Origin of the sequence: Neorhizobium sp. IRS_2294 (assembly GCF_050500145.1) — a bacterium.
Classification (GTDB): Bacteria; Pseudomonadota; Alphaproteobacteria; order Rhizobiales; family Rhizobiaceae; genus Neorhizobium; species Neorhizobium soli.
Window position 1 is genome coordinate 492,481 of the sequence record NZ_CP191439.1, and the last position, 11,473, is coordinate 503,953.

An 11,473-nucleotide genomic window follows, 5' to 3' on the forward strand; every position below is an offset into this window, starting at 1 on the left:
CAATGTCCTACGCTGTGAAAAATCTGACGCAGGCAAGCCGGGAGCTGATCGCTTTCCGGATCGGCGATCAGGAATTCAGCGTCAACATCATGTCTGTCCGCGAAATCCGCGGATGGACGCCGGCAATGCAGCTGCCGCACGCTCCCGCCGATGTGCGCGGCGTGATCAATCTGCGCGGCGCCGTGCTGCCGATCGTCGATCTGTCGGCGCGGCTTGGAATGAAGGATGCCGAACCGACGGCGCGTCACGTCATCATCGTTGCGCAGGTCGGGAAACGGATTGTCGGCCTGCTGGTCGAGGCCGTTTCCGATATCCTTACGATTACAGAAGAGAATATCCAGCCTGTGCCGGAGATTTCCTCCGACCTGGCGAAACAATACGCGAAGGGCATTCTGGCGTTCGATAAGCGGATGATCTGCATGATCGAGCTGGATCATCTCTTCCCCGAGACGTACCTCGAAAAGGAAAGCGAAGCCGCATGATGCCCCTGGGCGCCATAGAAGCCAGACAGTCGCCGGACGAAGTCCTCGCCAGCGGGGAATACCCGTTGACGCGTCGCGACCTGTCGGAGATTGCGGCGATGATCTACGCCGATGCCGGGATCTACCTCAACGATTCCAAGGCGTCGCTCGTCTATTCCCGCTTGTCCAAGCATATCCGCAACCTCGGACTGCGGGGCTTTCGGGAATACTGTACCCTGGTCGCCTCTGTCGAGGGCGCTCCGGCACGCCGGGAGATGCTGTCGCATCTGACGACGAACTTCACCCGTTTCTTTCGAGAGAACCACCACTTCGAGCACCTTCGGGACGAGGTCCTGCCCGGGCTGATCCAGCGTGCCCGCAATGGCGGACGTGTGCGCATATGGTCGGCGGCCTGTTCCGACGGACAGGAGCCCTATTCGATCGCGCTGACGGTGCTGGGCCTTCTTCCCAACGCTGCCGACTATGATTTCCGCATCCTGGCAACCGATATCGACCCTAAGATCCTGGCTGCCGCGCGGGCAGGAGCCTATGACGAAGGTGCCCTCGAAACTGTTTCCCCGGCCATGCGCAAGCAGTGGTTCCGCGAGGTCGACGTCGGTGGCCGCCGCAAGTTCCAGGTCGATGATCGCGTCAAGAAGCTTATCACCTTCAACGAACTGAACCTGATGGCGCAATGGCCCTTCAAGGGCGGTTTCGACATCATCTTCTGCCGCAACGTCGTGATCTATTTCGACGAACCGACCCAGGTGAAAATCTGGTCACGCTTCTCCCAGCTTCTGCCGGAAGGCGGCCATCTCTATATCGGCCATTCGGAGCGGGTATCGGGCGAAGCGAAGAACACGTTCGATAATATCGGCATCACGACCTACAAATATATGGGTAAGAATGCCGGGAGGAAGGCATGATCGCACCGGCCAGAGTTCTCGTCGTCGACGATAGCCCGACCATGCGAGGCCTGATCACGGCCGTCCTCAATTCCGATCCCGATGTCAGCGTCGTCGGGCAGGCCAGCGATGCGATGGAAGCGCGTAGCGCCATCAAGCAGCTCAATCCTGATGTCGTGACGCTGGACATCGAGATGCCGAACATGAACGGCCTCGACTTCCTCGAAAAGATCATGCGTCTGCGTCCGATGCCGGTCATCATGGTCTCGACCATGACCCAGCGCGGCGCCGACGCAACGCTTGCCGCGCTCGAAATCGGTGCGTTCGACTGCGTCGGAAAGCCGGTGCCGGGAGACGTTCGCCCGTTCATGGATCTGGCTGAAAAGGTAAAGGCCGCGGCACGCTCTGCACGCCGACAGGTCAGTGCTCCGGTCTCAATGGTCCCGACGCCGGCATCAGATTACCGCAACGGTCGCAAGGTTGTGGCGATCGGATCTTCTACCGGTGGCGTTGAAGCGTTGATCGCAGTGCTTCAAAAGTTTCCGTTGAACTGCCCACCGACTGTAATCACTCAACATATGCCGTCCACGTTTACGAAAAGTTTTGCTGAACGGCTTAATCGTATCTGCGCTCCTGTGGTGCAGGAAGCGACCGATGGTGCGCGTCTCGAGATCGGCAAGATCTATCTCGCGCCTGGTGGCGACCGGCACCTTCAGGTGGTCAATCCGTCGGCGCCATGCTGCCGGCTGGTCGAACGCGATCCGGTGAACGGCCACAGGCCCTCCGTCGATGTCCTGTTTGATTCGGTCGCGGAGTTGGCGGGTCGCAATGCGGTCGGGGCTATCCTGACGGGCATGGGTCGCGACGGGGCTTCGGGACTGTTGAGGATGCGCAGCGCTGGCGCTCGCACGATCGGCCAGAACGAAAAGACATGTGTGGTCTACGGCATGCCGAGGGTCGCCTACGAAATTGGTGCAGTCGAGCAGCAGCTGCCGCTCGGCTCCATCGGAGACGAAATACTGAAACTAACTGCCGCCCGAAAAGAAGGTACCGAATAATGTCCCTCGCTGAAAAAATCAAAGTTCTGATCGTCGACGATCAGGTCACCAGCCGACTGCTGCTCAGCGACGCTCTGACACAGCTCGGTTTCAAGCAGATCACTGCCGCCGGCGATGGTGTGCAGGGCATGAAGATCATGGCCGAGCAGCCGCATCACCTGGTGATCTCGGACTTCAACATGCCGAACATGGACGGTCTGGGCCTGCTGCAGGCAGTGCGCACCAACCCGAATACCAAGAAGGCAGCGTTTATCATTCTGACGGCGCAGGGCGATCGCGCTCTGGTTCAGAAGGCTGCTCAGCTCGGCGCCAACAACGTGCTCGCCAAGCCATTCACAATCGAAAAGATGAAAGCTGCTATCGAGGCGGTGTTCGGAGCCCTTAAATGAACGACCCGGCAGGTGCCAAACGCGTCCATATTATCCAGGGCGAATTCAAGGTCGAAAGCGATCCCAATGTGGTTTTGTCGACGATTCTTGGCTCGTGCGTGGCTGCCTGCCTTCGTGATCCTGTCGCCGGTGTCGGCGGCATGAACCACTTCCTGCTTCCGGGCTCGGGCGGGGCAGCGTCGTCGGGGGGCGACGCGACCCGCTACGGCGTGCACCTGATGGAGTTGTTGATCAACGGTCTCCTGAAAAAGGGTGCCCGTCGTGATCGGCTCGAGGCAAAGATCTTCGGCGGCGCAAAGACGATTGCCAGTTTCTCCAATGTCGGCGAACAGAATGCGGCCTTCGCCGTGGAGTTCCTGCGTGACGAAGGCATTCCGGTGGTGGGGTCCTCGACCGGAGGCGATCACGGCCGCAAGCTGGAATTCTGGCCGGTCAGCGGCCGTGCCCGGCAATATCCTCTCACAGGCGCCGAAACGCAAAAGACGGTTGCGCTGGAGCAGCGTCCTGTCCGTACGCCACCAAAGCCCGTCGAAAGCTCGATCGAATTCTTTTAATTCTTACGCTTGGGTAAAGACGAGGAAATTCATGACTGAAATCACCGCCCCGATACGCGATTCCCTTGAGGAATCTCTGCCCGAGGTACTGATGCGCCTCGTCTCGGAGCTGCACGATGTCGCCTATCTGATCGAGCGTATCGAACCGCAGGTGTTGGAACTGGGCGGCCCGGGCCTGCTTCATTCGCCCGACAGCGTGAAAGTGCTGCAGGGCATCGATCTCGCGGTGCAGAAAACGCGGGGTCTCGCAGAGTTCATCGATACCGTCACCGCGAGCATTCCGAGCGACTGGATGGTGGATCTGTCGACGGCTCTCAGCCTCGTCAAACTTGCCGACATGCAGAAGGCGCTGGCCAACGGGATGCGCCACGGCCACTCCCAGCCGCTCAACAAGGCCGCCGGAGACTTCGATTTCTTCTGACGTCACAGACTGTCTCTGACCCTGCTGCCAGGCCGCGTCGCAATCATCATGCGGCAACCAGACATGACGTTTCGAAACGCTCGCGCAAGCTTCGCTCCCTAGGGTGATGCTGGGCATAGGCTCGAGATGTTATCTGGCGGCGTGGGACAGAATGAATCTGTTATCTCAATTTCCAACAATATTCAAAAATCTGGCCAGTCTTGGCCAGACACGATTGATCGCGCTGGGCGCCGTCGGTGTCGTTTCGATAGCGATCGTTCTGGCCGCTGCCCTTTATGTGAACAAGCCCTCCTATGAGGGACTGTATGTCGGTCTCGAAACAGCCGATCTCAATCAGATCAGCATCGCCCTTGCGGAAGCCAACATGCCCTTTGAGGTTGGCTCTGATGGCGCAAGCATCCAGGTGCCTGTCGGTATGACCGGCAAGGCGCGTCTGATGCTTGCAGAACGCGGTCTGCCCAACAGCGCCAATGCTGGCTACGAGCTGTTTGACAATGTCGGTTCGCTCGGTCTGACCTCCTTCATGCAGGAAGTCACGCGGGTGAGGGCGCTCGAAGGCGAAATCGGCCGTTCGATCCAGCAGATCTCCGGCGTGTCGGCCGCACGCGTCCACATCGTCATGCCTGATGCCGGCAACTTCCGTCGCGGCGAGCAGAAGCCGACGGCGTCCGTGATGATCCGTGCGAACGCATCCGCCGGTCGCAAAGCCGCTGCGTCTATCCGCCATCTCGTCGCCTCGGCCGTCCCGGGCCTCGAAGTCGACGACGTCACGATCCTCGATTCAACCGGCCAGCTTCTCGCCTCGGGTGACGATGGCAGCAACAGCCAGATCAGCCGTTCGCTCGGTGTGGTCCAGTCGGTCCAGCAGGAAATCGAAAACAACATCGACAAGGCGCTGGCACCCTTTCTCGGAATGGATAACTTCCGCTCCAGCGTGACTGCCGCCCTCAACACAGACAGCCAGCAGATCCAGGAAACCGTTTTCGACCCGAACTCCCGCGTTGAACGGTCGGTGCGCTCCACCAAGGAAGCTTCCAAGTCGCAGCAGGCCCAGAACGACAGCGCGACCACGGTCGAGCAGAACGTTCCACAGGCCGCTCCTCAGGCCGGCGGCGACGGCGCTCCTAAATCCTCCGACCAGTCGGACAAGAAGGAAGAGCAGACCAACTACGAAATCAATCAGAAGACCACGGCGACAGTTCGCAACGGCTATCAGATTGAAAAGATTTCGATCGCCGTCGTCGTCAACAAGGGCCGTATTGCCAAGATGGTGGGCGAGCCCGCGGATCAGGCAAAGGTCGACGCCTATCTTGCCGAAATGCAGAAGATCGTGTCTTCGGCTGCCGGCATCAGCAGCGACCGCGGCGATGTCGTCACACTCACGGCCATGGATTTCGTCGAAACCCAGCTTCTCGACGAGGCCGCTTCGTCTGGTCCGGGTATGATGGAAGTGCTCAACCGTAATATCGGCGGCATCATCAACTCGCTTGCGTTCGTTCTTGTCGCCTTTCTCGTGGTCTGGCTTGGCCTTCGTCCTCTGGTGCGCACCGTCGGTGGCAACACCAGCGTCCCGGCCGGAGAGCTTACCGCCGATGCGGCCGGCCTCGAACTTCCCGACTTCTCACCGGGTGGCGCAAGCCCGGCGCTCATGGATGGCTTCGGCGCCGACTTCGGTTTCGACAGCTCCGATGATCTTATGGGCGGTGCGGACGACGGCGGCTTCAACCGCCGGGTCAAGGAAGGTCCGGAAAAACGTCTCTCCCGCATGGTCGAGATCTCCGAAGAGCGGGCCGCGAAAATCCTGCGCAAATGGGCGATCGACAAAGCAGCCTAAACTGCCTTCACAAACATATGATCACAACAGGCCGGGCTCGTCCCGGCCTTGCTGCGTGGGCATTGCCATACAGTTGGCGCATTTTAGCCTCATTGATGAAGCCTTTATGGATGGAAGTGGGCAAAATCGGCGCTCGCGGCATAGCATTTCCAAAAGCGATTCCTACAATGGCCCTGATTCGTACGGCAACGTCTAGGCTTTGCACATGTGAAGTCTGATTCGGAATGGACCGGTCACGCCAGGGTATCGGCACCCGGAACTGCCTTAATTCTGGAAGCGGATGCCATACGTCGTTTGAACATACCGGTGTCGCCCTTCGGGGAGAGGAGCCGGTGGGGAGCAGATAACGGTGGAGTTGCCTGAAGCAGAGATGACGATCGACCAGCGCGCGTATCACGATGGACCTGGGTCGAAAATTATCTCCCGTGAACAACTGGTAAGACGGCTTTCGATCTTGTCGAGATCGAACAACGTTCAGGCTATCATGCGGCTGCTCGCAGACTACGTTGGCGCTTCGCATTTTCTTCTCGCCCGCTACGACCTCGTCCAGGAACACGGTCTCGATTTCATCGTAACCTCCAACTGGCCATTCGATCTCGTCCGACGGCTCGGGGCGGATCTGGCGAGTGGTTATGCGCGTTCGACGGAACTCGAAAAGTGTCTGTCGCTGCTGACCCCGAGCTTCGCGCTCCTGCCCGATGACATCACGCCGCCGGACGACATCAGCCGCCAATACTGTTCGCTGACATTCTGCGTCGGCAAAACCCGTTTCTCTCTGATGCTGCTTTTCCTGGAAGGCATCATCCTGTCACAGGAAAGACTTCGCGAAGTCGGACTGTTTGCATCCTATGGCGCAAGCTTTGCCGAGGCGCGCGATGCCAAGGCTGAACGCGACTTCGAACTGACGGAACGCGAGCTGGAATGCCTGTTCTGGATCGCCGAGGGCAAGACCAGCGATGAGATAGCGGTGATCCTCGGGATCTCCCGCAATACGATCAACAACTACATCACCAGCGTGATGCGTAAGACGGCAACCAAAACGCGGTCGGAAGCGATCGCTTATGCCGTACGCAACAATCTGGTTTAGGAAGGCTTGGGGCAACAATGGGCTTTTCCCGCGGTGGAACGTCAGATGGACCGGGCAGCATCCAGTATCTGCGTCTTCAGCGTGCCTCCAGTCGTTCGGACATATTTCCCAAACTCGTCGCCATGCAGAGGAACCTCAAGGCGCGGCACTTTGCTGTGTTTCGTGTTACCGGCGCCGGGCTTCCCAACAAGCGCAAGCTGGTCTGCGAGCTGGACAACTGGGGCGCCGGAAGCGGGGAGCATCAGGGCGTACTCGTGAGCTCCTACGGCGATATGTTTCTCGATCATATCGAAATGTCGATCCTGCCGATCGTGTGGACCGGCACGGAAAAAGGGGCCTATAGCGAGGCCGGCGATTTTTCCTCGCTCGTGCGCAAGATCGACGACCGGATCATGCCGTCGTCAGGAATTGCATTCCCGGTGCGGTTGGGTGCTCTCGGGAATGGCTACGTCACGTTTTTGTCGGGCTCGCTGGAGCTGGGCAGCAATCTGATCATCGACCAGCACGTCAGAAGTTGTCAGGTCATGATGGACCTTCTGGCACTCGATGAGCGTCGAAGCGTGCCGGCCGAATCCTTGAGCGAACGGGAAGTGGCGTGTCTTCAACTGGCCGGTGACGGTCGTATCAGCGAAGAGATCGCCGAGAAGCTTGGCCTCTCCGTTCACACCGTCAACGCCTATCTCGGCTCCGCGACGATCAAGCTCAATTCCGTGAACCGCATCCAGGCGATCGCCAAGGCGATCCGCCTCGGCTACATCCACTGAAGTCTCTATTTCGATGAAAGCTGGGCGACGGCAAGCAGCGTATCGGAGCTGATGCGTGTCGTGCCGGTGGTTGTGAGCAGCGTCAGCGCCGGCGATGTCGTCGAACTGTTCTCGGAATCGTAGAGCGCAGTGTATTGCTTGATCAACTTGGTCACGTAGTCCGGATCCTGAAGCTTCGAGATGTCGACGTATTTCTCGATCATGCTCGCCTGCTGATCCGTATCCATGTTGGATATGTAGTCGGACATGCTGAACGTCGTCTTGAAAAACTCGAACAGCGCCGTGTCGCCAAGGATCGTATAAGCGCTCGTAACGTCCGCCGCCTTGCGCTCGAAATACAGCGCCAGCCGCACGCCCTCGTTGGATTCCCCCTCCTGCTCTTCAAGCGTCTGTTGCTTGTAGTTGTTGACGGTCGCCAGCACGTCGCCGCGCTGCTGGATCGTGCCCACGGGCTGCGCAGAAAGGTTGCCTTCGCTATCGAAGTTGAACGATGCGACGATCTCAGCAAACACGCCGTTGGCAAGACTGTTCACATAGCTTTTCGGATTGTCGAGATCGGACGAGAACATGTTCTTCAGCTCGTCCTTGGTGACCGATTTGGGATCGATCCCCTTCGATTCGAGCACGAAGGACACCAGGCGGTCGTCGGCAATAAGCTCGGCGGCCGTGGTGATCGTCTGCATCTGGGTATTGTAGTAGTCGATTTCCTTGTCGGCAGCTTCCTCAGCCTTCTCGCGAGCGCTGCCCTTGAGAAGTTTGAGCTGTTCCGTCTTGTAGTCTGTCGCGAAATTGCTGATGACGCTGGCTGACTGGACGAGGAGAGGCGTGTCGATATCGCCTTCCGCGTCGAAGTTGAACGCCTTGACCAGATTGACGTACCGGTCGTCTTTCAGCTGGTTGACATAGCTCTTCGGGTCGTTGGGATCACTTGCCAGAATATCCTTGAGCCGGCTCTTGCTGACATCGGCCGGATCGATCCCATAGGCGCGCAGCGCGACGTCCCAGATCTCCGTCACATCGTCATTGGTATCGTCGTCGTCGTCTTTATTCGAACTTAGAAAGTCATCGACGCTTTTCACCTCGGCGATGCGCGTCTGATAGTTGGTGACCGCATTGGTGACCGCATCTTCCTGGTTGGCCTTGAAGGCCGTCTGGTAGGAGGTGCTGGTAGACGCCAGCTGGGTCTGGTTCTGAGCGGTCTCGCCAGTGGCGATCGAACCGTCGCTCTGGAAATTGAACATCGCCTTGACGCCCGTATAGCCAAGCGTCGCTGCAGCCGAATCGCTGGTCAGCAGCGACCGGATCGTGGAGGTGAACTGCACTTTGACGCTGAAGGCCGTGGTCAGATACTCGACCATCCGCGGGTCGTCGACCAACTCGTCGACACTGGTCATCGAGGAAATATTGGTTTCCCAATAGGTCTGGTTGGCGGCCGCGAGCGTATCGGATGGGAACGTCGATTTGTTGTAGACGTAATCGAGCCTCAGCGATTCGATCTGGCCGCTCGTCTGGGCGCTGTCGCCGTCTGCGACGGTGCCGTCAGCCTGGAAGTTGAACGCTTCGGCAAGCGCCACGAACTTGTCGCTGCCGGTCTGGTTGGCAAAGCTGTTCGGGTCTTCGAGATCGCTGGTCAACACCTGCTTCAGATAGCTGGTGGACGTGTACTTGGCATCGAGCCCGAATGAGTCGAGCACATATGTCTTCAGCCGGCTGTTCGACAGGAGGTCGTCGACATCGGTGATATTAGCGATGGCCTTGCTGTAATAGTCGACCTCGGACTGGATATCCTTTTCTTCCTGATCGAAGGAATCCTGATACGCCTTGACGAGATTATCTTCCTGAACCGAAGTCTGCGCTTCGGCGGTCTTCGTGCCGAAGTTGAAAGCCGCCGCCATGGTCGCATAGCGCTTGTCGGTCAGCGAATTGGCAAAGCTTGCAGTATCGCTGAGATCGCTCTCCAGGACCTTCTTCATGAAGGCCTTTCCGTAGGTCATTTCCTCAAGGCCATAGGCCTTCATCGCATAGGAATACAGCCGATAGTCATCGACGAATTCGTCGGCTGTCGTCACCTTGTCGATATTGGCTTCGTAATATTCGGTATCGCGAGCGACCGTGCCCTGGTTGGCGACGCGGTCAAGCGACGACTTCATGTCGCGGTTGACGATCAGGTAGCTCGTATAGGTCGACAGCGTCGTCGAAGTCATGGTCTTCACCCTTAAAGATCGGGCTTCATTCCCGGGCATCGCCGCTTGATTCGGCAGTCAAATGCCGAATCAAGCATATGTACCAGAGACCCGGTTAAGCGGAGCTTTACGATCCGCGGTACGACGCCTTTTAGTTCGCCGTGGCGGCCATGCCGGCCAAACCGCGCATGGACGGTACGAAGGCTGCGTCCTGAAGACTGCGCTCGAGAAACCGGGTGTTCTCGTCAGGATTGGCCGAGGGCGAAAGGAAGCTGATGTAGTTGATTTCGACGCTCGCCTTTTCGGCCTGAAGCGTCAGCTGAGCATGGATCGTCACGCCACGCGGCTTGATCTCCAGGTCCAGCGTGACTGATGGGTGCGTATCCCAGTCGAGATGATAGTCGCCACCGACGCCGAAATTCACGGTGCCGGGATGGAAATACAGCTCGGCCGCCGAAGAGACGAGGTCCGAGATATTGGCATGATACTCAAGCCGCAAAAGCGAAATGAGATCGGCCGCATCGATGAGCCGTAATTCGGATGCAAGCGGGCCGATGGCCTTTGCGAGAATTTCTTCACGTACGGCGGAATAGGAGCATTTTTTCATTCTGTCAGCGCATCCGTTTGTTCTGACGACGTCCCGCATAGATCCGATGGATCAGTTCAGCGACCGCCTTATAAAAAACCGATGGGATGACGCTATCAACCGAGACTTGCGCAAACATGGAACGGGCGAGCGGTGGGTCCTCAAAAATCGGTATTCCGTGCTCCTGAGCAATTTCGCGGATTCGCATCGCAATCAGATCCTGGCCCTTGGCAACCACAACCGGAGCTTCCGATTCCTGCGCGACATACCGCAATGCGATCGCATAATGGGTCGGGTTGGTGATGATCAGTGTGGCGCGCGGAACGCTGTTGATCATGCGCCGACGGGCGCGATCACGAGCAATCGAACGCTGCCTCGCCTTGACGAAAGGGTCGCCCTGCGACTGCTTCATCTCGTCCTTGATTTCCTGCTTGGTCATCCGAAGCTCGGTAAACCAGTGGAAACGCGTCCAGGCGATATCCAGTGCAGCAACCAGAAACGTGCAGGCCAGAACGACGATGATCATCTTCTTGATGATTCGCGCCAGAATCGGAAAAAGCGTCTGCGGGTCGGAAAAGATCGAATCGAGCAGTTTGAAATACTCGTTGCGCAGCGACAGGTACATGATGATGCCGGCGGCGACGATCTTGATCAGCGATTTGCCGAAATGGACCATGCCCTGCATCGAGAAAAGCCGCTTGAACCCGGACATCGGCGAGATCCGGTTCCACTGCGGCCTGATTCGTTCGAGAATGAACGACGGCATGTGCTGACCTGCCGACGCCAGCAACCCGAAGCCCATGAAAAGGACGGCTGCCGGAAGCATGAAATAAGCGCTCTGAAGCAGCACATAGGCGCAAAGCGACACCAGGTCCGCGCTCGAATCGATGCGCCACTGTTCGGGGCGTTCGACCAGATCTTTAAGAACCTCAGCCAGATGAGCGGTATTTTGCGGCAGGAAGAAGATCAGGTAGATGTAGAAGGCAAGCGTCGAGGCGAAGATCGCCACCTCGGACGAGATCGCGATGTTGCCCTTGTCCATCGCGTCCTGGATTTTTTTACCAGTCGGGTCTTCGGTTTTGCTGTCTTTATCCTGATCGTCGGACAAGAGCCAACTCCTGCTTCATCGGCAGCAAGCTTAGCAGAAGCACGGCGCGGTGGCATCTGTCCGCCCGTGCCGCGCCGCAAGGTTTACCGGTTTCTCACAGATGCTTTGAACCCAACGGCCGTC

General features: G+C 58.1%; 12 protein-coding genes. 9 read left to right on the plus strand and 3 right to left on the minus strand.

Annotated elements, in window-relative coordinates; all coding sequences use genetic code 11:
- The first annotated feature begins 2 nt into the window (after positions 1–2).
- The 9 genes from ACQY1K_RS02410 (at position 3) to visR (ending at position 7,473) form a co-directional block, all read left to right on the plus strand.
- On the plus strand, positions 3–482 hold the full coding sequence (locus ACQY1K_RS02410) for a chemotaxis protein CheW (protein ID WP_062453837.1): 480 nt from the start codon (positions 3–5) through the stop codon (positions 480–482).
- A complete protein-coding gene (gene cheR, locus ACQY1K_RS02415) occupies positions 479–1,387 on the plus strand; it encodes a protein-glutamate O-methyltransferase CheR (RefSeq protein ID WP_062453836.1) in 909 nt (302 codons plus the stop codon). The genes ACQY1K_RS02410 and cheR overlap by 4 nt, the downstream gene beginning before the upstream one ends.
- On the plus strand, positions 1,384–2,424 hold the full coding sequence (cheB, locus tag ACQY1K_RS02420) for a protein-glutamate O-methylesterase CheB (protein WP_062453835.1): 1,041 nt from the start codon (positions 1,384–1,386) through the stop codon (positions 2,422–2,424). Before cheR ends, cheB begins: the two co-directional genes overlap by 4 nt.
- Positions 2,424–2,813 (plus strand): response regulator, encoded by a 390-nt coding sequence (locus tag ACQY1K_RS02425; RefSeq protein WP_062453834.1) that lies wholly within the window; start codon positions 2,424–2,426, stop codon positions 2,811–2,813. Before cheB ends, ACQY1K_RS02425 begins: the two co-directional genes overlap by 1 nt.
- A complete protein-coding gene (gene cheD / locus ACQY1K_RS02430; protein ID WP_062453833.1) occupies positions 2,810–3,367 on the plus strand; it encodes a chemoreceptor glutamine deamidase CheD in 558 nt (185 codons plus the stop codon). The genes ACQY1K_RS02425 and cheD overlap by 4 nt, the downstream gene beginning before the upstream one ends.
- 31 nt (positions 3,368–3,398) lie before the next feature.
- Positions 3,399–3,788 carry a chemotaxis protein CheT gene (cheT, locus tag ACQY1K_RS02435; protein WP_062453832.1) on the plus strand — a complete coding sequence of 130 codons (390 nt, stop codon included), beginning with the start codon at positions 3,399–3,401 and terminating at the stop codon, positions 3,786–3,788.
- Between the two features lie 151 nt (positions 3,789–3,939).
- The gene (fliF, locus tag ACQY1K_RS02440; protein ID WP_062579079.1) at positions 3,940–5,622 is read left to right on the plus strand and encodes a flagellar basal-body MS-ring/collar protein FliF; all 1,683 of its coding nucleotides are present in this window, start codon (positions 3,940–3,942) and stop codon (positions 5,620–5,622) included.
- A gap of 370 nt (positions 5,623–5,992) precedes the next feature.
- Positions 5,993–6,709, plus strand: coding sequence for a transcriptional regulator VisN (visN, locus tag ACQY1K_RS02445; RefSeq protein WP_082471832.1), 717 nt, complete (start codon positions 5,993–5,995; stop codon positions 6,707–6,709).
- 17 nt (positions 6,710–6,726) lie between these two features.
- Positions 6,727–7,473: a transcriptional regulator VisR gene (gene visR / locus ACQY1K_RS02450; RefSeq protein WP_062453829.1), complete on the plus strand. Its 747-nt coding sequence runs from the start codon at positions 6,727–6,729 to the stop codon at positions 7,471–7,473.
- A gap of 5 nt (positions 7,474–7,478) precedes the next feature.
- Here the strand turns inward: visR and ACQY1K_RS02455 are convergent, their stop codons facing one another.
- The 3 genes from ACQY1K_RS02455 to flhB form a co-directional block, all read right to left on the minus strand.
- Positions 7,479–9,677, minus strand: coding sequence for a DUF1217 domain-containing protein (locus ACQY1K_RS02455; protein ID WP_430258220.1), 2,199 nt, complete (start codon positions 9,675–9,677; stop codon positions 7,479–7,481).
- 130 nt (positions 9,678–9,807) lie between these two features.
- Positions 9,808–10,263 carry a hypothetical protein gene (locus tag ACQY1K_RS02460; protein WP_062453827.1) on the minus strand — a complete coding sequence of 152 codons (456 nt, stop codon included), beginning with the start codon at positions 10,261–10,263 and terminating at the stop codon, positions 9,808–9,810.
- A gap of 4 nt (positions 10,264–10,267) precedes the next feature.
- Entirely contained in the window at positions 10,268–11,350 is a 1,083-nt protein-coding gene (gene flhB, locus ACQY1K_RS02465) for a flagellar biosynthesis protein FlhB (protein WP_062453826.1), read from the minus strand.
- Between the last annotated feature and the right edge of the window lie 123 nt (positions 11,351–11,473).

Bases quoted from the DNA above. Each gene is read 5' to 3' on its own strand.
- visN (WP_082471832.1), top strand. From the start codon at position 5,993: ATGACGATCGACCAGCGCGCGTATCACGATGGACCTGGGTCGAAAATT.
- cheR (WP_062453836.1), top strand. From the start codon at position 479: ATGATGCCCCTGGGCGCCATAGAAGCCAGACAGTCGCCGGACGAAGTC.
- ACQY1K_RS02460 (WP_062453827.1), bottom strand. From the start codon at position 10,263: ATGAAAAAATGCTCCTATTCCGCCGTACGTGAAGAAATTCTCGCAAAG.
- cheD (WP_062453833.1), top strand. From the start codon at position 2,810: ATGAACGACCCGGCAGGTGCCAAACGCGTCCATATTATCCAGGGCGAA.
- cheT (WP_062453832.1), top strand. From the start codon at position 3,399: ATGACTGAAATCACCGCCCCGATACGCGATTCCCTTGAGGAATCTCTG.
- ACQY1K_RS02410 (WP_062453837.1), top strand. From the start codon at position 3: ATGTCCTACGCTGTGAAAAATCTGACGCAGGCAAGCCGGGAGCTGATC.
- ACQY1K_RS02425 (WP_062453834.1), top strand. From the start codon at position 2,424: ATGTCCCTCGCTGAAAAAATCAAAGTTCTGATCGTCGACGATCAGGTC.
- fliF (WP_062579079.1), top strand. From the start codon at position 3,940: ATGAATCTGTTATCTCAATTTCCAACAATATTCAAAAATCTGGCCAGT.
- visR (WP_062453829.1), top strand. From the start codon at position 6,727: ATGGGCTTTTCCCGCGGTGGAACGTCAGATGGACCGGGCAGCATCCAG.
- ACQY1K_RS02455 (WP_430258220.1), bottom strand. From the start codon at position 9,677: ATGACTTCGACGACGCTGTCGACCTATACGAGCTACCTGATCGTCAAC.
- cheB (WP_062453835.1), top strand. From the start codon at position 1,384: ATGATCGCACCGGCCAGAGTTCTCGTCGTCGACGATAGCCCGACCATG.